Here is a 26577-nt window from a genome sequence, read left to right as displayed (position 1 = left end):
GTTAGCTCTGAATTAACTATCCTTACTATGTAGTATACGTGCTATATCTTACCTATTTTGAAACAAATACATACGACTTTCTTACGATCGAGCACTTGGCAACATAATGGAGAATACCGTCTCTGCCTCGGTACTCTTTACAGCGATGCTTCCACCATGAATTTCGGCAATACTTTTAGCAATAGCTAAGCCCATTCCTTTTCCGCCTGTATTCCTGCTGCGTGACTTCTCTGCACGATAATATTTCTCGAATATATAAGGTATATCCTCAGGTAGAATTGGTTTTCCATAGTTAGCAATTTGTATAATGACGTTATCCCCTTCTTCAAATAGGCGAAGATTCATCATTTTTCCAGAATATCCATAGAAAATCCCATTACTGATCATATTTTGCAAAAGTCGAACCAAGAGGGCGATATCCACTTCTACCTGACACGACTCCCCACTGTTCTCAATCGTAAACGCCATGTCCGCCTTCTCCAGTTGGGGAACAAAGTCGATTATGACTTGCTGTAGTAGTTCCTTTATATCAACCCTCACCTTGTTCATAGGGATCCCCTGAAAGTTGATGTGGCAATAATCCAGCAGATCCTGAATCTGGTTTTTAAGATCATCGCACTTCTTTTGACATATATCAACATACTTGGTGCATGATAAGATGTCGCTGTTGATATCTGTTTTGATGAGATCCATATATCCGATAAGCGAGGTAACAGGGGTTCGCAAATCGTGTGAGATGCTAGCTATCATCTCGTTCTTCATATTCTCAGCTTGGTGTTCCCGCTCCATCGATTCCTTCAGCGATTGCACCATTGCATTAATCCCACGTGCCAAATTGCCAATCTCATCTTGCGTCTCCATCTGTATACGAATATCAAGATTTCCTTCTTTCATCAGGTTCACGCATGTGTCGATATGTTTAATACGTCGGATGATCTTTATTGTTAAGACATAAAAGAATATAAACGTCAAAATGACGAAAATGGCAAAGTAAACGAAGGAATACCTCTCTTCCCATCGGGAGATATCCACATCAACGAACACAACACTCTGTGACAATATCTTCTGTAAAATAATAATCGACAAGCCTGCAAAAATGACGCTGGAGGTGAAAATTAGAATTAACTTAAGCCGAATCCCCATGTTCCCGTTAGCTCTCAATTTTGTATCCTACTCCCCATATGTTTTTCACAATTTTTGATTCCTTCGGATTGTCCTCGATCTTCTCTCTCAATCTAGCAATATGGACCATCACCGTATTGTTACCTTCAAAATATTTGTCCTTCCATACTTTCCTGTATATTTCTTCCAGAGTGAATACCTGGCCCGCATGTTGGGCCAATAAGAGTATAATCTCGTACTCGGTCTTAGTCAGTTTGACCACGTTCCCGTATATTGTTACAACACGGGAACGTACATCGATTTGCAGTTCTTTGATTTGGATCACATGCTCTTCATGAGCGACTCCCGGCCTGTGGTTCAGATAGGTATATCTCCGAAGCTGTGCCTTTACCCTGGCCGTAAGCTCAATCATGCTGAAGGGTTTGATCATATAGTCATCCGCTCCAGAACTCAGTCCAACCACCTTGTCTAGGTCAGTCGATTTCGCACTGAGCATAATGATCGGAATATTATCACGCTCCCGAATTCTTCTGCACACTTCGACCCCATCAAGATCTGGCATCATGATATCAAGGATGACCAGACGAATATCATGATGACGCAGCTGTTCCAGCGCATCCATGCCGCTGTGAGCAATGACTGTCCGATAGCCTTCCTTAACTAAAAAGACCTCGATAAATTCTACAATATCCTTATCATCATCAACGATAAGTATCTGTTCCTGTTCCACGCTTGATCTCCTTCCTCAATGACGCAGGCTTCCCTTGTAAGGAGAAGCTTACTGCTGTTTTCTCAAGATAAAAAATTAGGTTGATGCCAATGATTTACACTACTACTAACCATGATATGTCATATCATGGAATCAATAAAGATGATCTTACCTTTTTAATTTCAAAGCTATCGCGTATCTCTTCCCCGTATCTCTTACCTCCCCTTTACAACCTTATCCGTTAACGGTACCTTTATATATTGAGAAGACTAATCGTAACTATATATATTCATTCATACAAGAATAAGCGAGCGAGGGGATCTAATTGAAACAAGAAGTCATTACTCAACCACTCGGGAACGCTGAAGAACTACTTCAGTCAGAGGCAGGCAAGCGAATACTGGTCATGACTGCAGTCGCCGCCGAGAGAGATGCTGTACTAAGAGGCATTCGTGGATCAAGTCAATTCGATGTACGATTAGCAGGGGTTGGTTCGCCGGTAGCTGCTGCAAATACAGCGACCGCACTTGCCTTAGGAGATTATAGTCTAGTGATTAGTGCTGGCATTGGTGGAGGATTTGTAGGACAAGCAGAACTTGGCTCCATAGTCGTGGCGAGTGAAATTATAGCCGCAGATCTTGGGGCAGAGACTGCTGAAGGTTTCTGTAGTGTAGACGAACTAGGATTTGGATCTTCTCGTGTTTCCGTAGAATCCAATCTAGTAACCCTATTAACTGATGCACTTCATGGTGCCGGACTATCCGTTCATACGGGTCCAATTCTTACCGTTACAACGGTGACAGGTTCATCTGAGAGTGCGGATGCTCTGAACAAGCGTATACCTGGAGCTACGGCAGAGGCTATGGAAGGTTATGGTGTAGCTGTTGCAGCTCAGATCTATAACGTACCCGTACTTGAGATTCGAACGATATCAAATGCTGTAGGTCCCCGAGATCGAGCAGCGTGGAAGATGAAAGAAGCCTTTGAGGCTCTTGAAGCCGTAAGTTCCATACTACTGGAGGTATTAACATGAAAATCGTCTTTTCTCCGTGTCCAAATGACACTTTTATATATCACGCTTGGGTCCATGGTTTACTACCCGGTGCGCCCGAGTTAGAAGTCACATACGCGGACATTAATATCACGAACACACTTGCACAAGGAACCGACGGACCTGATATTCTCAAAATATCATACGGTGCGCTACCTTGGGTGTCTGATGAATACGCATTACTCTCATGTGGAGGTGCGCTTGGACGAGGATGTGGTCCATTAGTACTCACATCAAGTAGAGATGAGATCACGAATGATCCCGCAATACTTGCAGGTCGCCGTATCGCCGTTCCTAGCGAGCGTTCCACCGCTTATTTATTGTTCCGATTATGGGCAGCACAGAACATCCCCGGTGGAATAGGTGAAATTGTCGTCATGCCTTTTGACCAGATCATGCCTGCTGTGCGTGATGGACTCATTGACGCTGGATTGGTCATTCATGAAGCACGTTTTACATACCCAGAGTATGGTTTATCGCTTATGACGGATTTAGGAAATTGGTGGGAAGAAGATACGAACCTGCCCATCCCTTTAGGTGCCATAATCGCTCGTAAATCGTTAGACTTAAACAGGATCACGACATGGATTCGCGAATCCGTCGAGTATGCATGGGCTCATCCAGAAGCATCGCAGGAATACGTCCTACACCACTCACAAGAATTGTCATCTGAAGTTGTCCAAGCCCATATTGATTTATATGTAAATCAATTCAGCGCTGACTTAGGTGATGAAGGTTATGGTGCTATCAAGGCATTACTCAACCGGGCTTCTCAAGAGGGAATTATTCCTCCCTTCGATATCGATGCGCTGCTATGGCAGGGCTAACTATTCTCTTAAATCTATAATCGGTTACGTACGCAGTTAAAGCTGTGTTCCTTGATTTCACCCAAGAGGAAACACAGCTTTAAAGGCGGACCGTTAATGTTTGGTGTTACGCCATCACAACAAGAATAGCTATGTTACTTTGAATAGAATAGATGTTAGCCTATCAAATATCTTTATCCTTTGGTTCCTCAGCCACAAAGGGTTCTGGAAGAGGTTCATACCAATCAGTTGTGTTCTTAAACCCTTGAAATAGGTTCATCATAATGACTTTGAATACGGCGTAACCGGGAACAGCTAGTATAATGCCGACAACTCCGAATAATTTCCCAGATACGATAATGACAAAAATAATCGTAATCGGGTGAATGCTCAACGTTTTCCCCATAATTTGAGGAGATATAAATTTCCCTTCGATCAATTGTACAATCGTCCATACCACAACCATCTTGAGGAGCATGATCGGTGACGTTACTAATGCAATAATAATAGCAGGAGCGATTGCAATCGTTGGCCCTAAATAAGGAACCATACTTGTACAAGCTGCAATAATAGCAAGCACCACAGGATAATCCAGTCCAATGGTTAGATAACCGAAATAGAGTAGGACTCCAATACAGAAGCTGACGATAATCTGACCACGAATAAAAGAACTGATCTGATGGCTAATTTCGCTTAGCACTTTTGATGTACGTGGACGAACCTTCGTTGGAAGAAGCTTAAGAATATACGGAGGCAGTTTCTTTCCATCCTTCAACAGATATACCAATATGAATGGCGCAATAATAATGGCTAATATGAATTCTGATACTACCCCTACAACGGTGCCAATCCCTTTAAACGTATTATTAAAAAATGTAGAAGCCTTCGATGATATCTCACTCATAAAATCTGGAGCATTAAATCCAATACTCTGTTGGATCTGCGTGAATAAGTCGCTTCCAATCCAGTGCTCAAATAACTGCTGAGCCTCTTTACTATACATTGGCAAATACTCAACAAACCCCATAACTTGATCGCGTATGACCGGAATGATTACTACAATAAGAATCGTCAATAGCCCGATAATAAGTGCGTAGAGAATAAGTATCGAATAACCACGTTTTATCTTTTTTCTTTCCATAAAATCCACGATTGGATTGAGCAAGTAATATGCCACGGTTGCTAGTATAATCGGTATCGATACCGTACTTAGAATGATTTTGATTGGTGTGAAGATATAAGAAATTTTGCTAAACACGAAGATAATTAACCCAATCATCAAGATAACGAACAACAACATTAACTTTTTTTGCTGGAGTAATACTTGATACTTCTTCTTCGTCTCTGTTGGTCTATGTATCATAAGGCTTATCATTCCCTTTTGTGAAAATTGAATTTATTATTCATTATAGCGTATTAACCTCTTAAGATTCCAATGAATACTAATCTCTTAATGGAGCCATTCGTAGGTCTTTAGTGAACCAAAGGCGGTAGCTTACTAGACTTAATATAATACTCGTAATAGCTGCTGATGCTGTAAATGCAAATACGATCAAAATCTGATAACGTACAGCCTCGACTGGATCGGCTCCTGCCACGATCATCCCAGTCATCATCCCAGGTAATTGGACAAGTCCAACTGTCTTCATCCCATCAATCGTTGGAATCATACTTGATTTGACTGATCTCTTGAGTGAATCTTGAATCGCTTGTCTCGCACTTGCACCTAAACAAAGTAAAGTCTCTATTTCCCCTTTATTAGATTCTACTTCCCGCTTCATATGATTTAAGTATAGACCCGATACGACCATTGCATTACCAATCGTCATGCCGCTAATTGGGATAATATACTGGGGTGTTGCCTCGATAATTTGTAGTCCTAAGAGTAAGGCCATCATCAATACTTCCGTACAACCAATTGAAAGTGCTATACGCCAGCGTATACCACGCAATCCTTTACCACGTTTACCAGCGTTCCATGATGCGACGCTAACCATCACCGAAAGAATCGCAAGGATAAAGATCGGATGATTAGATTTAAAGACAAACATTAAAACATATCCGACAAGCAGCAGTTGAATGGCCGAACGTATCGTTCCAATCGCAATGTCTTTTTCCAAATCAAGCTTTTGCCACATCGAGACCAGCATCGTAATCATCACAAAAATAAGCGTGAAGCTGAGAGCTACATAGGACATGAACTTCTTCCCTCCTTAGGAACGAGTTGTAAATAGTTTCTGGCACTTTCTGTTCTAGGATTCTCGAAAAAGTCATGACTGTCGTTATCTTCTAATAAGGACCCTCCCTCAATGAACCATATCCTATGGCTTAATCTTTGCGCTTGTTCAAGATCATGCGTAATCCAAACACAGGTTGCACCTTCTTGCTCTTGCCAATCCTGTAGCAACTTCTCTACCGCTTGTTTGCTCTGCATATCTAATGAGGCCGTAACCTCATCTAACAATAAAATTTCCGGTCTTAGAAGTAGCGAGCGTACGAGAGCTACTCTTTGTTTCTCTCCCCCTGATAAATCTGCGGACTTCTTGTTCCAATCCATATGATCAAGATCTAACGATGTCATGAGTTCCTTCGCGAACGACATATCGAACGGTGTCTTATGAAGCTGACTCACCGTTCTTAAGTTATCCTCTACACTTCCAGGAAGCATATACGATTGTTGAGAGACATAACATATCTTCTTTCGCCATTCTTTAGGATCTACCTCTTCATATGAACGTCCATGGAATTGAATTCCACCTTGATCCTGTGCCTCTAATCGGCACAGAATTCTAAGAAGTGTACTCTTTCCTTGACCCGACTTACCAAGAAGTGAGATCATTTCAGGTTTCGCAATTTGGGCCGTGAACGCATTTAATATAGGTTTATCTCCGTAGCTCTTACTCAACTGATTTATTTCCAGTATGTTTGTCAAAGTCAATTGCCCTCCATTTGTGTATACAGCACTACTCTCGTCCTATTGAGAATATATAATTATATTATCATATTAGCTGGCACACCACTCCATTGTTCCACACATCATCAACACGAGCCGTCCACACTTTTTTTCACATAAAAAAGAGAGACTAAATTTCAACATCCGTTTAGTCCCTCTTTACATGTTATCTATATTATTTCTTAGCTTTAAAAATTTCTCCAATAGCGCCTAGACTACCGAGAATCTCCACGGCATTCGAAGGAATAAACACCTTATTAGCAGGTCCTTTAGAAATCTCAGTCAAAGCTTCGAATGAACGATAGGCAAGGACGTTCTCGTCAAGTCCAGCTTCACGAAGCAACTCGATACGATTCTTCTCCGCCTGCGCAACGGATAGAATAGCTTTCGCTTGACCGATCGCTTCTAACTCTTGAGCCTGACCTAACCCTTCAGCTTCACGAATACGGGCTTCTTTATCCCCTTCGGCTTTCAGGATTTTACTTTGCTTGTCTCCTTCAGCACGTAGAATCATGTCTTGCTTAGCAGCTTCTGCTTCGAGAACGATGGCACGTTTGCTACGTTCAGCTTTCATCTGCTTATCCATCGCGTCTTGAATATCTTTTGGCGGCTGAATATCAATAACTTCAACACGTTCAATCCGTACGCCCCACTTCTCTGTCGCTTCATCTAGAGCAACACGGATCTCCATCGATATCTTCTCACGGCCAGATAATGTTTCATCTAACTCCATCTTTCCGATGATCTGCCGCATCGTAGCAGTGGATATATTTCGAACACCATAGACATAATCAGATATGCCATATGTAGCCTGATCCGGTCCAACAACTTGATAGAATATAATCGTATCAATCTGAACTTGCACGTTATCTTTCGTAATAACCGTTTGCGGAGGAACATTCGCCTGTTGAATACGCAAATCGTGATATACCCTTACATGATCGATAATTGGAATAAGAATATTTAGTCCTGGTGTTAATAAACGGTGGAACTTACCGAGACGTTCCACAACCCCAACGCGTTGCTGAGGTACTATTTTGATAGTCAAAGAGATAAATACAACAACGATAACAAGAATAATAATTGTAATTACTAGTGAAGCACCCATTAAGAAACCCCTTCCCATTTTTGAACTTCCAAGACGGTGGTACCACGTTGTATAACGATAACGATATCATCCTTTTGTAGGGCTTGGTACGAAGTAGCACTCCACGTTTCGTTACCCACTTTAACAACGCCATTTCTACCTACTTCGATTGTCTCAACAACAATGCCTTGCTTTCCAACTAAATCATCAATAACATCCGTATACCCTTTAGATTTCCGAATAAATCTTGTAAGGGGTTTCGTGAAGAAAGTCAACCCCAAAGCCACAATACAACCAACTAATGCCTGTACGAAGAATAAATCAGGTGCTACCAAAGCAATAAGCGCCGCCGCAATCGCCCCGATCCCAACCCATAACAGATAAAAGGTTAATGTCAGCATCTCGATGATAAATAGTATGATACCGATGACGAGCCAGATTGCCCAAAGTTCCATTGTTCTCACCACCTTTTGCTGGATTATATGGCACCAAGCAAACAAATAGTACACACAACACTCAGATAACGTACTTATAGTTGTTATCTGTATTATGTAGTCATTCAACCACGTTGTTACCCTCTCGTGGATGATTCCTAACATCATTATAACTCAACATACCATTATTTAGGTTTATTTACGATGTAGAAATTTACTACCCGTTATAGTTAAACGCAATATACTGTGAATCTTCACGATTGATTCATAAGTAACGCCTATTTTCCGATCTATACTAGAGTAATCCAGCATTAAATAAAGCCCTGTCATATTCAATGATAGGGCCTTCACTTATATATTACCTCTATTTTGACTCTTCGCTCTATTGGATGGGAAATACCCTTCATTTCTTCTCACTATTACGATCTCTTACTTCGTTGAGGAACCGTAATCCGTAATATTCAACTTAACATCGTACGTGATATCAGACTGACTAAATGTCTCGTCCCACTCCTTTTTGACTTTTTTCCAAACCTTAGGGTGTTGTATTCGAAGCTTATTATTGAAGCCCCCCACATCCACATGATAAACTTCTTGTATCTTATGAATAGTTTTATGTAACATCTCTTTTAATTCTTCTTCGAAATACCCCTCTGCTTCTTTCAAAAATTTGTCGTCCGTAGGAACTTGTGACGTATCCCAATTCTCAATTAACCGCCCATCCGATTCTATACTCACATGAAAAGAAATATCGTTTCCTTGTACCTTTGTTTTAATTTTGGTTTTTGCAGATTTGATTTCATAAGCAAGAACTTCACCCGACTTATCATATGTTTTGATTACCCCACCTTCTATTTCTCCCCTAATCCAATTCAGTCCTTCGACCTCGTGCTCATTTAAAGTTCCGATCCATTTATTAATTTTCCCTTTAATAACACCAGCCCCAGCGAATTCAACTTCACCTTTGGCAGAAACCAAATTTTGCAAAATAAAACTTGACCCTGAGTTCATGATTCCATCTAATTTAGTAAGAATCATAGGTGCCAATATTTTATTGTTTCTAAATTGATTCTCTACCATACTTCTGAGATGGAACGAGGGAATGTCTCCGGATTGACTTGAGATTAGAGCTTCGCTTGCTTTTTCTTTACTTATTAATATAAGGCAACTAGGTCTGATATCGTTATCTCGAGAAATAAATTTTAATAGCTTGTTTAAATCCATTTTACGCGAAAGCTCAGAAGAGATAACAATCACTTTTAAATGATGCCCGATAATCGGGCGATACCTCCTAAGAGAAAACTGACGATACAATTGAAAGATCGAATCTCCTGTTTCCTCTGTGTTCAAATACATCGGGGAGGATTTTGAGCTGCCCGATTGTTTTTCACTTTTCCCTTTAAGAACGGGTACAGTTTGGAGCGTTGCTGTAATGAGGTTTTTTTTAGGATAACTATCGCCTTCTTTAGCCAATTCTTGTTCTAATTCAGACTCCTCTCCAACATCAAGTGCTAGCCCTACGTTAACACTCAGATCTTCTATCTCCCTATTACCCCAGCATCCAGTTAGACAGAGTACGAATAGGATGGATAGTGCAAATAAGAAATAGCGTTTCATGCTATCCATCTTCCTTCACAGCTCCTTTTTTGAAGATTTTTGTGATTAGGAGAAGGAGTACAGGCAATAACCCGAACAAATAGATAGACACACTACTAACGAAATCACCAAAATCAAATAGTTCATTCATATTTTTGGGTAGCAGTGCAACGATGTATATGATCGGAATCAAGCCGTACATGATAGGTTGAATATTTTTTTGAAATAATTGAGCCAGACCCAATGATCCCGCATAAAAAGTAATCGTAAATGTCGAGAATATTTGCATGATCCAGATAACTAGCAAGAAGAACTCAAATCTTTCAAAGAGGAGACCCGTAATTTCAAAACTTCGCATGAGATCAAGCGTTGGCCAAGTACTTCTTACGACTCCATCAACAGACAATGCACCCACAACCATAATAAAAGTGATTAAGTACAAAACTAGAGGAATTGAAGTACCTATAATCAATGCCTTTACGCCTTTTTGGGGATGTTGCATAAACGCCGGAAGAATGATCATGATCTCATAGCCTAGAAAAACAAGTATTGTTGTTTTCAACCCCCTAATGACAGGAAAGAGCCCCTCTCCTAACACAGGACGTACATTATTAATATCAAATATTTTACTACTCAAAAACATACAAATTAATAAAACAATGATCGTAATCGGTAGTATAATCTCAAACAATCGCGCAATTGAATTGATCCCGCTCGTAATTAGATACAATCCAATCCACATGAAAGACATAACAATTGCCCATATAGGTGTACTTTCAAGTAAATAAAGCATAGTTACTTCAGCCATCACCCTGATCTGAAACGCAGATATAGCAACAAAATAAAGGATCATCAGCATGCTCAAACAACTACCGATCCAACTTCCTACAATTTCTTGTACGAATTGATAGATGGTTTTACCAGGAAATTGCTGACACAGTTTCACGATACATATTCCTGCGAGCATTATTATCAACCAGCCTAAAATTAGTGATATCCAACCATCTGCAGTTTTAACTCTCTCGGTTAAAGTTCTTGGAAGTGTAAGAACCCCAGATCCAAGCATATAGCAACTAATGATTACGACCGTTTGAGCCGTTGTTATCTTATCATCCGTCCGGGTAAACACAGAATCCTCCTCCTTTGCGCTCTCATTTATTTTTTACGGTCAGAATCCTTAGTCTTCATCATGAGCGGTCGGCGTTTCATCACCTTAAAGGGCAAACGAAATATAAAGTCTTTCCAATCATCTAATCTGTATGGAACTGCAGGACTAATGTACGGCACTCCAAAACTTTTCAGCTTCACTAAATGGCTGAATAATAACAGAAAAAACAAAATTGTTCCATAAGCACCTAAAACAGCAGCGCTGAACATGGCCAGAAAACGTAATAATCGTAGCGTTATGCCTGCACTATACGACGGAATCGCAAATGAAGAAATAGCAGTTACGGCTACAACGATAACTAGAAAGGGACTAACTAGACCCGCATTTACAGCTGCATCACCAATAATTAGACCACCCACGATACCCATAGCAGGACCAATAGGTTTCGGTAATCGGACTCCTGCTTCTCTTAATATTTCAATGGATGTTTCCATAATTAATGCCTCTATAAGAGATGGAAAGGGTACTCCTTGTCTCGCATCAATAATAGACATAACCAACTTCGTAGGAATAAGCCCAGGGTGATAAGAAATAAACGATATATACAATGCAGGGGCGAATAAAGCAAAAAATGTAGCTAGAAATCGTAACATCCGCAGGAGCGTACCCGGTATCCATCTTTCATAATAATCCTCGGGTGACTGTAACAACATACTAAAGGTTACCGGCACAATCAGTGCAAACGGACTCCCATCCAGTAAAATTGCAACTCTCCCTTCCAACAATGAGTTAATGACTCGATCAGGTCGCTCAGTGTTTTGAGCTTGTTGAAACGGACTTAAAGTATTATCCTCAATCAATTGTTCTACATATCCTGACTCTGGCAAATAATCCATATTTATAGCTTCAATCCGGCGTTTAACTTCCTCCAGCAATTCGGAATTCACTATATCGTTCATATAAGCAACGACAAGGTCTTTTTTGGCCCGTGTCCCTACTTGAAATTTAATCATTTCCAGACTTTCATTCTTACCATGACGCCTTAGCACAGCGGTATTATCGCTCAATATTTCTGTGAATCCTACTCGTGGGCCTCTCAATAGCCCTTCTGATAGAGGCTCCTCTATACTTCGTGTTTTCCCCGTTGCTGAACCTAGAAGTAATACTTCTACGATTCCATCAATCAGCATTGCTGTAGATCCAACCAATATATCCGAAATTAACTCCTGTAGATTGAGAGCCTCCCTTATTTCACTAATAGGAAGCATTTTATTCATAAGATATGTTTTTGTAATCTTCGTGTCATCAGATGATTTCTTCGTGTCATCAGATGGCTTCTCCGTCTCTTCAGCATCATCGAACATCAAAGACTTCATCACTTGAACCTCTATAAGCTCCTTATCATAAAGTCCTTCGACATATATAATAGCTGCCTTTTTACCAGTAGCCATCGTAAACTCTCTAAAATGAACATCACAATTTTTAGCTATCTTTTTCTTAATAGATGCTAAGTCTGCTTCATATTTACCCGTAAACGAAAGAGTAGCTTCTGTCTCAGCCTTACCATTCTCAGGTGTATTCTCTTCAGATTTATTCTCTGTCGGAGTATCCTCAGAAGGTCGAGTGCCCAAAGCAGACTGAAGCCATTTAGATGTAAAGTAAATAATTATAGGAACGATCAAGATCACTAGAGCTTGAACAAAAACTATCCCATCCGGAATATAAGAAACAATCGTTTTCCACATATACATCCTCCCATCAGCTACAAGCTTAAGAGTAGACAAGAACAAGTCATGTCATTTGTACAAGTAGTGTTACCATAACTCACCAAATCATACGAGAAAAGATGATACAACTAAAAAAAGCACCCATCACTCAGCATAATGCCGATTCGAATAGGTGCTACATCAAGTTACATGGTTATCTCCATGATAAGAATTTACAAATAATAAGGCAGTACACACACAGGTTTAGACACGGTTTCACTTATTCCTGTATATTGCAAACTTCCTGACTCTTGATCCACTCGGAAGGTTACAAGATTGTTCGTATCCCGATTGGCTACAATGAGATAATCTCCATTTGGGGTTATCGCGAAATGACGTGGATGTCCACCTTCTACAGAAACATGTTCCACAAGGTTTAGTTTACCTGTCGCTTCATCAAATGCATAGACCACGATACTATCGTGTCCTCGGTTAGATCCATATACAAATTTGCCATCTTGAGATATCGTAATCTCCGCGCAACCATTGTCCCCTGTGAAATCATCTGGGAGCGTAGGCACCGTCTCCTGCTCCTTTAATTCACCATTCTCAGCATCATACATAAAAGACGTGATCGTCGAGTCAAGTTCATTAATGACAAAAGCATATATTCCATGTGGGTGAAACGTTAGATGTCTCGGTCCCGCACCTGGATGAAGATGGGTTTTTCCTTTTTTTATCAACTGCTGTTTATCCGAATCGATGCTATAAGCTTGAATGATATCTAATCCAAGATCTTGTACAAACAAGTAATTTCCGTCTGGACTAAAAAAAGAAGAATGTGGATGCGGTCGGTCTTGGTTCTGGTGCACACTGTGTCCCTCATGCTGCTGAACATCTAACAATTCGCCCAAGCTACCATCTTGTTCAATAGCCATCATACCGATCATACCACCATGATAACTAGTAACTGTAAGGAACTTACTTTCAGAATCTCTTTGAATATGACATGTAGTCGATTGTACGCTATTCTTTCGATTGATTAATTTCAGCGATCCTGAGATAGGATCAACTGTGAATGCAACAACTTCACCGATCTTAGCACCTTCCTCGGATAACGTCTCTGAAATGGAATATAACTTATGTTCATCCAGATCTACATTTAAAAATGTCGGATTCTTAAGTCCAGTAACCTCATCTAAGCGTGTTAGTTGCCCTGTTTCTTCATCTAAAGAATACACATATACACCGCTATCTTCCGATTCAGCGTATGAACCTACAAATACAAACAGTTTCCCGTGATTATTTACCATATTATAATGCCTCCCTTAGTTGTATGTATCGTTTATTTCGTTGCCTTACCAACCTTGTTAAGTATTTGTTGAATGTCCCCATTCAGCGATTTAACATCGGGGCCCTTAGCAGGAGCGTTGGTTAATCCATATTTCTCTTTCAGCTTCAATATCGTATAGACACGACTATCCAACAGTTCCTCTGAAATTTTCCCATGATTCACAGCATCTGTCAAAGCTTGAATAACTGATATACCTTTATTGGCATCATGACCGACAAGCACAATATTCGTGCCCGCAATTACGGTTTGGACAGAAGCTTTCTGTAGATCATAATTTTCCCCGATAGCTCCCATTGTCATATCATCGGTCATCACAATGCCATTGAACCCAAGCTCATCCCGTAGAATATCCGTAATAACCTTCTTCGATAAAGATGCAGGAGCAGTAGGATCTACTTTCGGCATCAGTATATGCGCAATCATAACCACTTCCGCTTGGTTCTTAATCGCATCTTGGAAAGGAACCAATTCAAGCGTGCGTAACCGTTCTAGATCATGCTCAACAACCGGTAAACCGATATGTGAGTCAATAGACGTATCTCCATGACCTGGGAAATGCTTAACAACGGGTACAACACCTTGAGATTGTATCCCCTTCATCGTGGCAATGCCAAGCGTGCTTACAAGCTTCGCCTGATTTCCGAAGGAGCGATCCCCAATAACCGAATTCGTCGGGTTACTATTGATATCAAGCACAGGCGCGTAGTCCATATTCAATCCAAATCCTTGTAACTCGCGACCTAGAATCTGTCCAATTTCATGAGACAACTCGGAATCCTTCTTCTTGCCAATCGCTTTATTCGTGGGCATCTTAAGGAATTCCTTTGGCATCCGCGTCACTCGGCCACCCTCTTCATCCACACTCATCCAGAGAGGGACTTTGTTAGCCACATTACTGCTCTTCAGATCGTTAAATAAACTTAACGCTTGCTGCGTATTCTCAATATTATCTCTATAAAAAATAAACCCACCGACATGGTAGTCTTCAATGAATTTCCGACTATCCTTATCCACTATTGTTCCTTCCATGCCAACGACAACCAATTGACCTACCTTTTCCGCTGTAGTCATACTCTTCAAGAGTTCTTTCACAGCATCTGTTGGTTCTACTGGTACTGTTGGTTCTTGAACTACGGATCCTGTGCCTTCAACCGAAGCCTGAAGGGGAGTATTCGTATCTGAGTTCGTTCCATTGTTTACGTCTGCATTTTCACCAGCACTTTGACTTGTACTACACCTTCCAAGAACAAGGATTACACACATCAAGATCATTAATGTATTTATTTTCATGTTCGATTTATCACCCATTTCTTATGAAATAGTTGCCAACATTTTTATATTGTACAAAAATCTAACTGAAAGTAACAGTAATCCTACCTTAATTCAATCATATTTCCCGAAACATACTTCATGTTCATTGATTTAAGGGGTCCCTGAGCGAATGCCAGGGACCCCTTCGTCTAACCTATATATTATTCAATTGAATATGTCCAGAAACGTTCTGTTCCGAATCTATCCTTCATAGCTTGACTCTCAACCATTTGGCTGTCTACTGGTAACTGCCACTGGGAGCGATGAGCTTGTATAGATCCGATCTTATGTTTAAGGAAAGCAGTAACATCTACTTTCACATCTGGAAGTCCTAACATTTGTTCACAATCTTTTGTGAATGCCATAACATGGAGCGTTGGTCTTTGGTCCTTCGGCATCTTAGCAATCGTACGTATCACCGCAGCACCTGTAGCATCATGATCTGGATGAACACTATACAGTGGGTGAAAGGTAATCACGAGCGATGGGTTCAGTTCTGTAATCAAATCCCCAAGTCTCTTACTCATTGCCTCATGATCCTCAAATTCAATCGTTTTATCGTGATAACCCATCATTCTTACATCGGTTATTCCAATAGACTTACATGATTCCATCAGTTCCAATTTACGAATCTGAGGAAGAGTTACCCGATTGGCAAACAAGGGATTACCCATATTACGGGCCATCTCTCCTAAAGTTAGGCAGGCGTATGTTACTTGCGTGCCTTCACTGATGTGCTTGGCTAACGTTCCTGAGAGACCGAAGCATTCATCATCTGGATGTGGAAGTACTACTAATATCTGACGTTCCATATGAGTTAACCTTCTCTCCCTAGTTAAAATGGTTCTTTACTTAATTGTAGTGACACGACCAGTTTACCTTCATTATCATGACCCGCAAGGATAAGGCGTTCGCTATCGCTTTCATCCCAGTGCGTCAACCCCTGAGAGTATACCCATCCTTCATTAATCTTGAGTCCGACACGAAAGGGACCCGTCCCTTCAATAGAACCTAAAGTATATCGAATAATACCATTACGAATAAACGTGGACGCGGTTAATTTTGAATCATCGTTGTGGGAAGCATAAGCTCCCGTAGTCATCTCAAGATGAATATAAAGGTCTTGGTTTTTCAATTGATCAATGACCAACTGAACGCTTGCCTGATTTATGGGTTGCATTATCTTCTACTCCTCCGTCTGAATCGCTTACTGCATTTAAGTATGTTCATTATATTATAGACTACATGACATAGTTTTCTCAAATAATAATGAAAAAAAAGCCACCCCTTCTTCTGTTACCACATAAGAAAAAGGTTTGGCTTCTTTTATGATGAGTATTGATTCTAAATGAATATACTCGTTATGGATTTATTTTACTTAAATACTTTAACGCGGTCTTCCAATGGTTGGAATTGCTTCTCGCCTGCTGGAACTACTGTTTTACCAAATGGCATTTGAGCAATGAGTTTCCATGATGCTGGGATGTTCCATGTTTGTTTCACTTCATTATCAATGAGTGGGTTGTAATGCTGCAAAGACGCTCCGAAACCTTCGATTTCTAATGCTGTCCACACAACCAGTTGGTGCATTCCTGAAGATTGATTAGACCAGATAGGGAAATTATCTGCATATTGCGCAAATGATTCTTGAAGTCCTTCAACGACAGCTTGATCCTCAAAGAATAACACCGTTCCATAACCATTGCGGAATAACGTCATTTTCTCTGCTGTTGGCGTGAATTGATCTGCTGGAACGACACTTTTAAGTGTATTCTCAGTAATATTCCACAGTTTATCATGTTGTTCTCCAAGAAGAACTACCACTCTAGCACTTTGTGAGTTAAAAGATGATGGCGTATGTTTTACTGCTTCATTAACGATTTCTTGGATTCTTTCATCGGATACAACTGCTTCCTTACTTATTACATAAACGGAACGTCTATTCTTAATTGCTTCAAAAAAATCTTTAGACATAATTCAAGCAACTCCCTTAATGTGATTTACTTACTTTTTTATTATATATGAGTTTTACTCACAATGCAAATTTATATATTCAATGGACAGCATGAGACTATTATGTGCAAAGTTTGTTGTCATTAATCTAATGAAAGACAACAAAAAAAACCAGAGACCTCATGGCCCCCAGTTTCTAAATATTGTTATGAAATGATGGATTAATAATTCTTTATCCACGATAACCCAATAGTTCCTTCGCCAGCAAGAATACCAACGACAGGAATGAATGTCATAATCTCTATTTTGATATTCGGATGATCTGTAGCAATTTCCTGCTTAATCTCTTGCGCAACTGTTATATTATTTGCATGCATTACACATACCGTCTTTATTTTTTCGATATCTGTTTTTAAATGTTCGATGAGCCTCTGCTTGGCTTTCTTGAAGGTACGAATCTTCTCATCTACAAGAACCTTCCCCTCATCGAAACGGATAATCAAATTTATTTTAAGCAAATTACTAATAAGCAACTGAGTACCTGATGCTCTACCACTACGATGAAGCTGTTGCAGGTTGGCAGGAATAAGGAAAAACTTAGTATTATCAATCATCGGTTGAATACTCTCTTTAATCTCTTGCGCAGAAAGTCCCTCATGTTGCAATTTAATGCCATGCATTATCATTTCTCTAAATGGGAATGCACCTGCCTGTGAATCAATTCCAACGACTGATGTTTCAGCAATTTCGGCAGCTTGTATCGAATTATGGAACGTTCCACTAAGTGCAGAAGAGCAATGAATGGCAATTATTTCATCATATTTATCTTTTAAGTATTCATATAGTTCTATAAATTCTCCAATTGGAGGCTGTGAACTGCCTGCCTTTTCAAAGATTTTAAGTTTCTCGTATACTTCTTCGCTAGTAATATCGATTGTCTCTTTATAAGTTTCATTTCCAAAAATAAGACGTAAGGGTACAATATAAATATGATTCTCTTTAGCAAAATCCGGGTCAATAGTACATGTACTATCCGTAACCCAAGCAATTGATTTCATTTTCCACTTCTCACTTTCAAAGATGATATAGTCTATGTAGATTCATTTAAACAAACATAACAAACTAACACGAGATATTCAACTTTACTTTCAATACCGTTAGAACACCCTTTTAAACACAGATAATTTCATTATAATGAAGCGTATTAGGAGATGATATGATGTTTATCCATATAGATCAACAGTATGATCATGTAGATTTCAGTAATTCTGATTTATGTTACGGGGAACTGAGAAATTGCACATTTCATGAATGTAACTTTAATGGCACAGCATTAGAAGAAGTATTAACGACGAACTGCCAATTTATCAATTGTAACTTTTCGAATGCCAATCTTAATGCTTCACAGCATATCGGTTCTGCTTATACTAATTGCCGATTCCATGGTAGCAATCTATTTGTATCCAAATTCGATAACTGTAAAATGGTAGGTTCTGACTTCGCTGAAGCAAGAATGGATGGCATCACCATTCTTGAAGGTGATTGGTCCTACACCAATCTTCGGCATGTGAACTTTGGCAAGCAAGATTTACGCAAAATTCGCTTTATGGAAGCCGATTTATATCAAGCCAATTTAGAAAAGGCAGATCTTAGAGATGCCGATTTAACTCGGGTTCAACTGAGCAATGCCAGACTACAAGGATCTGATTTACGAGGTGCTATTCTCGATGGGATTGACTTTAAATCACTTGATATTAAAGGCGTTAGAATGGATCTCATTCAAGCTTCTTCTTTCGCTCGGTCTTATGGAGCACGAATAGACTAACTAATAATAAAAAGGGAGGCAACAATTGTTGCCTCCCTTTTTCGTTAATTCAACTTATACGTTCTGATCCGTCAAAATGATTGGACCATCCGCAGTGATTGCTAAAGTATGTTCATATTGTGCAGACAAACCGCCATCAAGCGTTCTAGCTGTCCAACCATCTGCATCTATTTTGCTACGGTACGTACCTGTATTAAGCATCGGCTCGATCGTAATAACCATGCCTTCCTTCAGTCTTGGACCTACATTTGGTGGACCATAATGAGGAACCTGAGGTTCTTCATGCATATCCTTACCAATACCATGTCCGATGAATTCTTTAACGACAGAGAACCCTTCCGCTTCCGCATAGACCTGAATGGCATGTGAAATATCTCCAATTCGGTTGCCTACCACTGCCATCTCGATACCCTTATAAAGAGATTCCTTTGTTACATCTAAGAGTTTCTGTGATTTCTCAGATACTTGACCTACAGGGTAAGACCAAGCTGAATCAGCAAGCCATCCGTTTAGATTAACGACCATATCAATGGTAACGATATCGCCTTCTTTTAACTTCGTATGCGTTGGAAATCCATGACATATGACATCATTCACGGATGCACAAGTTGCAAATCGATAACCATTATACCCTTTTTGTTCAGGTGTAGCTCCGTTCTTAATCATAAACTCCTCAGCGAATTTATCGATCTCCAAAGTAGCTATTCCAGGAACAATCATCTTACTGATCTCTCGATGACACGCCGCTAATATTTCACCAGCTAACTTCATCTTCTGGATTTGTTCTTTCGTCTTTATCGTAATCATGTTCTTATCCCTCATTCTATTATGGTCTTCTTATTATAACCAGACTATGTCGAGTTGGTGAAAGAAAATTAAGTCCAAACAATAAGATTATACACCATCTTCGTATAGCATACAAAAGTACTGACTAAAAAATGCATGAATAGAACAGTATCATTGTCTATTTTATAACATTATTCAATCCATCCATCCCTAATCTATTGCTTCACTTTTATTCTTACTACCCGTTACTCGCATGAAAAGAATCATACCGGCAATAGCCATTAGACCCCCACTGATTTGTATCCAACTCATGGTCTCATTTAACAAAATAAATGCAAGCAAGCTCGCGCCAATCGGCTCCCCCAGAATACTCATCGAAACAGTCGTTGCAGATATATACTGTAGTAACCAATTAAATAACATATGTCCGAACACCGTTGGAACGATGGCTAATAGAAGGAATATCCCCCACTCTTGGTCATTATAATTCGTAAAGGATACTCCCCTCATCACATTATAGAGAGCAAAGACGACCACTGCTGCGGAGAATACAGACAAGTTGTATACATATGCCGATACTTGTGACATTAATTTCTGTCCGATTAACATATGAACGGCAACGGCCATGGTACCTAAGAAAGATAATAAATCCCCATATAGATTAGCACTTGAAATACCAACATCTCCCCACCCGATCAAGGCAGCACCTGCAACAGCAATTAGCATTCCTATCTTTGCGAATGTGGATATTCTTTCTTTGAATATAAAATACGCCCCACACCAGATAAATACGGGCTCAAGTGCCAATATAATCGTTGAACTCGACACCGTCGTATACTTTAATGAACCCATCCACAACAAGAAATGTAATGCTAGGAAAAAACCGGATGCTCCTAAAAGGAGCCAGTTCTTAAATGATACCGCTCGGAACTCAGATACTCGTCGAATTCCGAAGGGCAACATAATTAATACCGCAAATAGAAGTCTATACATCCCCTGAATCGATGCAGGTGCGCTAGACCATTTCACGAATATAGCAGAAAAAGAGACTGCAATAACGCCGATGAGAAGCGGTATGATGATAGGAATAGGTGATGATGATTTCTTCATTGTTGATTCCTCTCGTGTTTGGGTTTCAATCATTTAGTAGGCTGAATATTTGACAACATTCCTCAAGGCAGCCCAAATATCACGGCTTTCAGCGCCCATGTACCAATACCCATATCCCGCGATGCCTTTCTTTGCAGCCATATGAGCTTTAATCGAAAGAGAGCGACTATCTTCCGCCCAAATGCTATGTTTCGTACCTTGTTTTGAATACGTAGCTACATATTGACCCGTAGTATTGTTCCATGAGAGCTTGGCGTTCATGGCACTAATCCGTTGATTCTGTAGTAATAATGATAATTCATCGGATACGACACCCTTTGAAGTATAAGACCAATCACGTGTATAGAATGGCAGTGCAACAATCACTTTTTTAGCAGGTACAGAAAGGATCAATTTGTTCAATGCCTTCTCTACCCAAGGAAGTGAGGACACAGATCCGGCTTTTGGAGATGTTGACCAATGCTCATCATAACTCATCAGGACAACATAATCTGCGGATTTCCCGAGTTTCGCATAATCGAACCCATCCGTCCAATCCGTCCCTAAATCGGGAGATACATCAATTGATGTAACGGCACCTATCTTGTGCAATTCATTGGATAACGCTGATATAAAGGCAGTTAGATTGTCACGATCAATAGGATCAACACTTTCAAAATCGACATTAATACCGGCCAGCTTATATTTTTTAACATAGCTAGTCAATTGTTGGATCACTTTATTCCTCGTTATTGAACTTGATAATATCGTATGGGTCAGTTCGGAATTCGAACGATTCCCAAGCATAGCCCATATCTTCTTGTTATGCTTTGATGCGTATGTCATTAACTCTTTATTGGAATTATCCGATACCACACCGTTATTCTCTAGATAGAACCATCTAGGCACCAACGTGTTGATGTTAGACGATTCAATTTGATTGATGAATTGCGTTGTTGTGCTATCATATTGCCATCCCATTTGAATTACAGAGGTTTGTTGTCCCTTACTGACTTTAACTCCGAATGGTGAATCAAGGATTCGAGCTAGTACGACTGCTGTTTCTTGCCTCGTCATAGCGTCATTTGGACGGAATTTGTTCCCTTCCCCTGACATAATTGAATTCTTGTGAATCGTATATACGTATGGAATAGCCCACGAAGCGACCTTGTTGGAATCAACGAATGGAAGACTGCTTGATGTGGACCCAGCTTTCATCTTTGTAGCTCTCACAATCAGCGCAGCAACTTCTTGACGACTGATCTGCTTCTGAGGTTCGAATATCCCCGGACGGACCCCATCGACAATACCTAAGTTCAGCCCCGCTTGTATCCACCCATAATACCAATCATTCTTACGAACATCAGTAAACGCAGCAATAGCGCTATCTACCGCTTCCAATCGTAACAATCTATTGATCATAACTGTAAATTCAGCCCTAGTTACAGGTTTCTGAGGGGAAAATGTTCGGGGGCCCGTACCATTAAGAATATTTAGGCTAGCTAACCGAATAATTTCCTTCTGAGCATAACTATTCGTAATATCGTCAAAAGGAATTTTGTTACTTGCATTAGCTGCAAGGACCGAAGGAATAGATGTGATGCTGATAGATATTATTAGTACCATTAGCGTACTAATCTTAAAGATTACTTTATGTATGCCATTTTTGTTCAAGAGAAAAGCCTCACTTTTTAATAGAATAGAGTGCTAGTCTATCCTATCAAATTAAAGCGAAGGCTTTTATGATCAAATAATGGAAGGTTTGACCGTTAAAAGAGAGATTCAAGTTCATCTATCAAAGAACCCACATAGTTAACCGCAGAAATAATTGGATACTCGTCTGACATATCTACACCTGCTAGCTTCATAAGCTCTAGCGGAGTCATGCTTCCACCCGCTTTGAGAACTTCCAACCATCGATCAATGGCAGGTTGTCCCTCTTCACGAATAATCTGTGCAACCGCTGTAGAGGCGCTCAATCCAGCTGCATAGGTGTACGGATAAAGACCCATATAATAATGTGGCTGGCGCATCCATGTCAACTTCGCATCTTCGTCAATTTCAACGGAGTCTCCCCAGAAGGAAGTCAGAATCTCTCCTTTTAGTTCTGATAGAACTTTAGCCGTGATAGGCTCATCGTTCATCGCTAATCGATAGACACGACGCTGAAGTTCTCCTTCAAGTAAATGTGTCACAAAGTTATGATAGTACGTGTTCAGTAGTTGTAGAATAACCCACCTTTTCATACGATCGTCTTCTGAATTCGCCATCAAATGGTCGGCGAGTAGAAGTTCATTCAATGTCGATGGCGCTTCAATAAAATACGTCGATGGACGGGCGTTCGTTAAGCGCTGATTCTTAGCTGCAAGCATCAGATGTCCAGCATGTCCCACCTCATGCGCTAGTGTGAATGCCCCTCGCATATTATCTGCCCATGTCATTAGGATGTAGGAGTGTTCTCCGTAGGCTGAAGAGCAAAATGCCCCCGTCGACTTACCTACATTATTCGCATAATCTACCCATCTATCATTGAACGCTGAGTTCACAATCTCACCATATTCTGATCCTAGAATGCCAAGTGCATCTTGGATCAACTGACATGCTTCTGAATAGGTCGTACTTGGACTGAATTCAGGATCAAGTGGTGCCTTTAGATCAGCAAAGTACATTTGATCAAGCCCTAACACACGTTTCTTCAAATTGGCGAAGCGACGCATATGTGGTGCCAATTGTTCTTGTATCGTATCAAGGACCTGGTCATACATTTCTGTAGTTACTTGTTGTGGTTGCAGAAGCATCTCAGTTACAGACTCATAACCACGTAGACGAGATAGTACGACCTGCTTCTTAACTTCCGTCGCGTAGGCTTCAGCGAATGTATTCTGATATGTACGAAGAGAGCGACTAAAGGAAGCAAATGCAGAACGTCGAAGCGTCGTATCTGTCGATTGCTCATATGTATTCTCGTATAATGGAAATGATACTGGCAAGGAGTTGCCACCCTCATCCGTTACATTTTCAAACGTCATATCAGATAACTTCGCTCGCAGATAAACACGATAGGGTGAGTTAAAGACCTCACTCATCGATGCAAGCACACTCTCGGTTTCAGAACTTAGACGATGAGGTTTCGTCTTGAGCAACAGGTGAATACTTCTCCGGTAATCTGATAACCCCGCATTCTCTTCAAGATACCCTTCTACAGTACCATCAGGTAATGCAATGATCTCAGAATTGATAAAAGTTAATTGAGATGCAATATTCGATACCATATCTCCCGATTTAGCTGAGTTCACGAGATGATCTGGGTTCGTTCCATCCTCTGTCTGACGTAAGTGTGCAAATGTCGCCGCACGAGAGACTCTCATATGCAATGCCTCTTGCGCATTAAGACATGCTAACAACGTTTCTGAGCCTTCATTTAAACGACCTTTATACTTTGTTACAGACTTTACGTCCTCGCGGATAGAACTAAGTTCAATCTCCCAAGACTCCACACTCGTAAAAAGATCGTCTAAATTCCATGTCATTTCTTCAAGTACTTCTGAACGTTTCATGATCTTCTCCATCTTCTCGTGCCCCTCTCATACAAACATTTTATCATTATATTGACTTCACCATATGATAATACATGTGATCGTTGATCGATATTTCTTTATCCACGATATATCCTGATCTCTGATACAAAGCATATGCGCCCGCGTTATCAATATCTACAGCCAATGCAATTCGAGTGAAGTTTCGATCTCTCGCTTCATTCTCAACGGCTAACATAAGTTCCTTACCGATACCTCGTCTTCCGTATGCCGGAGATACAGAGAGGGTATCTATATAATATTCATCCTCATCGGCTTCCTTGTCTAGCACGATATTCGGATCATTCTTTACGTTCCGTAAGTATTCAATAATCGGTTTATCCAATACAATAGCATCAGAACCTGCGTAAGATACGACAACCCCAGCTACCTCATCATTCACTTCTTTCACTAGCATTTGATGATAACTTAAGCGGCCCTCTTCTTGAACGAAGAATTTCTCCAGAACATCAACGGCATCAGCTTCACTCTCTTGCCCTGTCAATTGGTGCGCAATGTCATGTATTGCATCATAAAGTAATCTTGAAACCTTAGGTCCATCTTCCTTTTTTGCGTGTCTTAACATGATGTATCCCTCCAAGTTTTTAGTGTTTATATTAAATTATAACTTACGATAAGAAATAATGGGAGTCGGGGACTGTCTTATCAATCTTGGGTACACTATAATGGAAAGAATGACATTCTAGAAAGTGAGAAATGAAATGAATTTCACGAAGAAAAATAAAGTGTATCGCTTCTTATTAACACCTCCCAAAATACTAGTAATCGGCTTCGCATTCATTATTCTAATAGGGACTATTCTACTATCGTTACCCATAGCATCTTCTACAGGAGTATCTTTATCCTTTATGAATGCCTTATTTATGGCTACATCAGCAACGTGTGTCACTGGTCTTGCTGTTATCGATCCGGGTACAGAGCTATCTACTTTTGGGGAATTAGTGATATTAAGCCTTTGTCAAATTGGCGGACTTGGTTTTACAACCATGGCTACGTTAATTGCCTTAGTGTTTAACAAACGTATATCTGTTAAAGAGCGCCTCGTTCTACAACAAGCTATGAATCATGGGAGTATGGAGGGGATTGTGCGCCTCATGCGCAAAGTCATTTTCTATTCTCTATCCATCGAATTGGTCGGAGCGTTACTTCTTTCCATTCGTTTTTCATTGGACATGTCTATCGGACAAGCTTTATATTATGGGATATTTCATAGTGTCTCTTCATTTACAAACGTTGGTCTTGATATCTTTGGGAGCATACACGGTCCTTTCAGCAGCTTCAGTCCTTATGTAAATGACCCTTTTGTAAGTATTGTGATTATGTTACTTATCTTTCTCGGAGGCATTGGTTTTATCGTTATTTCCGATTTACTTGGATTTCGCAAGTCGAGAAAACTTTCGCTTCACAGCAAAGTCGTCCTCTCCGTCTCAGTGGCGCTGGTTGTGATTGGATCCATCGTTATTTATATCTTTGAATATTCTAATGAACATACATTACAAGGTCTTAATCCTTCAGACAAAATAATGGCCTCTACCTTACAATCGGTCACTACACGTTCTGGCGGGATCACGACATTAGACATCCCTATGTTACGGCAATCTACTCAATTCTTTATGATCATATGGATGTTCATCGGTGCAGCACCAGGTTCAACAGGTGGAGGGATTAAAGTGACCACCTTTGCCATTCTCATAGGTGCCATGTATACCATGGCTCGAGGAAGAGAAGATGTCGTATTCTTCCGCAACCGAATTTCGAAGGAAGTTGTCTACAAAGCCATTACATTAACACTATTATCTTTTCTACTTGTCATCGCCTTTACCATGGTATTATCCGTTACAGAAGATCGTCAATTTCTGACCATTCTATTCGAGGCAACTTCAGCTTTCGGAACGACCGGTCTCTCTATGGGACTAACACCCGAGCTTTCAACTGTAGGAAAAATTGCGATTACATTCCTGATGTTCCTAGGCCGACTTGGCCCTTTAACATTAGCTTATGCATTAAGTCCTAAGCCACAGAAAGAATCATTCCGATACCCAGAAGGTAAAATTACGATAGGATAAAATGAAAGAGCTTCTCTGATCCTTT

25 protein-coding genes are annotated in these 26577 nt (G+C 40.3%); 4 read left to right on the top strand and 21 right to left on the bottom strand.

Annotated features, from left to right (window positions below):
- Window positions 1-81: 81 nt before the first annotated feature.
- Complete coding sequence (locus tag PGLA_RS17065; RefSeq protein ID WP_245700022.1) at window positions 82-1161, bottom strand: sensor histidine kinase; 1080 nt, start codon at window positions 1159-1161, stop codon at window positions 82-84.
- The gene (locus tag PGLA_RS17060) at window positions 1151-1852 is read right to left on the bottom strand and encodes a response regulator transcription factor (RefSeq protein ID WP_068535050.1); all 702 of its coding nucleotides are present in this window, start codon (window positions 1850-1852) and stop codon (window positions 1151-1153) included. Before PGLA_RS17060 ends, PGLA_RS17065 begins: the two co-directional genes overlap by 11 nt.
- Window positions 1853-2171: 319 nt before the next feature.
- Here PGLA_RS17060 and PGLA_RS17055 point away from each other — a divergent pair, with 319 nt between their 5' ends.
- On the top strand, window positions 2172-2864 hold the full coding sequence (locus PGLA_RS17055; RefSeq protein WP_281197402.1) for a futalosine hydrolase: 693 nt from the start codon (window positions 2172-2174) through the stop codon (window positions 2862-2864).
- The gene (locus tag PGLA_RS17050) at window positions 2861-3709 is read left to right on the top strand and encodes a 1,4-dihydroxy-6-naphtoate synthase (protein ID WP_068535049.1); all 849 of its coding nucleotides are present in this window, start codon (window positions 2861-2863) and stop codon (window positions 3707-3709) included. The genes PGLA_RS17055 and PGLA_RS17050 overlap by 4 nt, the downstream gene beginning before the upstream one ends.
- A 163-nt stretch (window positions 3710-3872) precedes the next feature.
- Here PGLA_RS17050 and PGLA_RS17045 read toward each other — a convergent pair whose 3' ends face one another.
- The 14 genes from PGLA_RS17045 to PGLA_RS16980 form a co-directional block, all read right to left on the bottom strand.
- Window positions 3873-5051, bottom strand: coding sequence for an AI-2E family transporter (locus PGLA_RS17045; RefSeq protein ID WP_068535046.1), 1179 nt, complete (start codon window positions 5049-5051; stop codon window positions 3873-3875).
- A gap of 79 nt (window positions 5052-5130) precedes the next feature.
- On the bottom strand, window positions 5131-5886 hold the full coding sequence (locus tag PGLA_RS17040) for an ABC transporter permease (protein ID WP_068535043.1): 756 nt from the start codon (window positions 5884-5886) through the stop codon (window positions 5131-5133).
- Window positions 5874-6620 (bottom strand): ABC transporter ATP-binding protein, encoded by a 747-nt coding sequence (locus PGLA_RS17035; protein WP_068535040.1) that lies wholly within the window; start codon window positions 6618-6620, stop codon window positions 5874-5876. The genes PGLA_RS17040 and PGLA_RS17035 overlap by 13 nt, the downstream gene beginning before the upstream one ends.
- A 196-nt stretch (window positions 6621-6816) precedes the next feature.
- Entirely contained in the window at window positions 6817-7749 is a 933-nt protein-coding gene (locus PGLA_RS17030) for an SPFH domain-containing protein (RefSeq protein WP_068535037.1), read from the bottom strand.
- Entirely contained in the window at window positions 7749-8183 is a 435-nt protein-coding gene (locus PGLA_RS17025; RefSeq protein ID WP_068535033.1) for an NfeD family protein, read from the bottom strand. The genes PGLA_RS17030 and PGLA_RS17025 overlap by 1 nt, the downstream gene beginning before the upstream one ends.
- Before the next feature lie 408 nt (window positions 8184-8591).
- Complete coding sequence (locus PGLA_RS17020) at window positions 8592-9788, bottom strand: Ger(x)C family spore germination protein (RefSeq protein WP_245700020.1); 1197 nt, start codon at window positions 9786-9788, stop codon at window positions 8592-8594.
- A complete protein-coding gene (locus PGLA_RS17015) occupies window positions 9781-10887 on the bottom strand; it encodes a spore germination protein (protein ID WP_068535030.1) in 1107 nt (368 codons plus the stop codon). The genes PGLA_RS17020 and PGLA_RS17015 overlap by 8 nt, the downstream gene beginning before the upstream one ends.
- A gap of 26 nt (window positions 10888-10913) precedes the next feature.
- Window positions 10914-12611, bottom strand: coding sequence for a spore germination protein (locus PGLA_RS17010; protein ID WP_068535027.1), 1698 nt, complete (start codon window positions 12609-12611; stop codon window positions 10914-10916).
- Window positions 12612-12805: 194 nt separating this feature from the next.
- Window positions 12806-13885, bottom strand: coding sequence for a lactonase family protein (locus PGLA_RS17005; protein ID WP_068535024.1), 1080 nt, complete (start codon window positions 13883-13885; stop codon window positions 12806-12808).
- Window positions 13886-13917: 32 nt separating this feature from the next.
- The gene (gene nagZ, locus PGLA_RS17000; protein ID WP_068535021.1) at window positions 13918-15216 is read right to left on the bottom strand and encodes a beta-N-acetylhexosaminidase; all 1299 of its coding nucleotides are present in this window, start codon (window positions 15214-15216) and stop codon (window positions 13918-13920) included.
- 182 nt (window positions 15217-15398) lie between these two features.
- The gene (gene bshB2, locus PGLA_RS16995) at window positions 15399-16049 is read right to left on the bottom strand and encodes a bacillithiol biosynthesis deacetylase BshB2 (RefSeq protein WP_068535018.1); all 651 of its coding nucleotides are present in this window, start codon (window positions 16047-16049) and stop codon (window positions 15399-15401) included.
- Between the two features lie 23 nt (window positions 16050-16072).
- Complete coding sequence (locus tag PGLA_RS16990; protein WP_068535015.1) at window positions 16073-16417, bottom strand: YojF family protein; 345 nt, start codon at window positions 16415-16417, stop codon at window positions 16073-16075.
- A 194-nt stretch (window positions 16418-16611) separates the two neighbouring features.
- Complete coding sequence (locus PGLA_RS16985; protein WP_068535012.1) at window positions 16612-17211, bottom strand: nitroreductase family protein; 600 nt, start codon at window positions 17209-17211, stop codon at window positions 16612-16614.
- Window positions 17212-17411: 200 nt separating this feature from the next.
- Entirely contained in the window at window positions 17412-18248 is an 837-nt protein-coding gene (locus tag PGLA_RS16980; protein ID WP_068535009.1) for a DegV family protein, read from the bottom strand.
- 161 nt (window positions 18249-18409) lie between these two features.
- Here PGLA_RS16980 and PGLA_RS16975 point away from each other — a divergent pair, with 161 nt between their 5' ends.
- Complete coding sequence (locus tag PGLA_RS16975; protein WP_068535006.1) at window positions 18410-19015, top strand: pentapeptide repeat-containing protein; 606 nt, start codon at window positions 18410-18412, stop codon at window positions 19013-19015.
- 54 nt (window positions 19016-19069) lie between these two features.
- Here PGLA_RS16975 and map read toward each other — a convergent pair whose 3' ends face one another.
- From map to PGLA_RS16950, 5 genes are all read right to left on the bottom strand, one after another.
- Window positions 19070-19822, bottom strand: a complete 753-nt coding sequence (gene map, locus PGLA_RS16970) for a type I methionyl aminopeptidase (RefSeq protein ID WP_068535002.1) — start codon at window positions 19820-19822, stop codon at window positions 19070-19072.
- A 189-nt stretch (window positions 19823-20011) separates the two neighbouring features.
- Window positions 20012-20911, bottom strand: a complete 900-nt coding sequence (locus tag PGLA_RS16965; protein WP_068534999.1) for a DMT family transporter — start codon at window positions 20909-20911, stop codon at window positions 20012-20014.
- 33 nt (window positions 20912-20944) lie between these two features.
- Entirely contained in the window at window positions 20945-22564 is a 1620-nt protein-coding gene (locus PGLA_RS16960; RefSeq protein WP_245700017.1) for an S-layer homology domain-containing protein, read from the bottom strand.
- 95 nt (window positions 22565-22659) lie between these two features.
- A complete protein-coding gene (gene pepF / locus PGLA_RS16955) occupies window positions 22660-24459 on the bottom strand; it encodes an oligoendopeptidase F (RefSeq protein ID WP_068534996.1) in 1800 nt (599 codons plus the stop codon).
- A gap of 34 nt (window positions 24460-24493) precedes the next feature.
- A complete protein-coding gene (locus tag PGLA_RS16950) occupies window positions 24494-25051 on the bottom strand; it encodes a GNAT family N-acetyltransferase (RefSeq protein ID WP_068534993.1) in 558 nt (185 codons plus the stop codon).
- A 136-nt stretch (window positions 25052-25187) separates the two neighbouring features.
- Between PGLA_RS16950 and PGLA_RS16945 the strand changes: the two genes are divergently transcribed.
- The gene (locus PGLA_RS16945; RefSeq protein ID WP_068534990.1) at window positions 25188-26552 is read left to right on the top strand and encodes a TrkH family potassium uptake protein; all 1365 of its coding nucleotides are present in this window, start codon (window positions 25188-25190) and stop codon (window positions 26550-26552) included.
- Window positions 26553-26577 lie beyond the last annotated feature (25 nt).

The sequence above is a fragment of the Paenibacillus glacialis genome (genome assembly GCF_001637205.1).
Lineage (GTDB): Bacteria > Bacillota > Bacilli > Paenibacillales > Paenibacillaceae > Paenibacillus_AQ > Paenibacillus_AQ glacialis.
The sequence above is the reverse complement of the archived record's forward strand: the minus strand, read 5'-3'. Positions and strand labels throughout refer to the sequence as shown.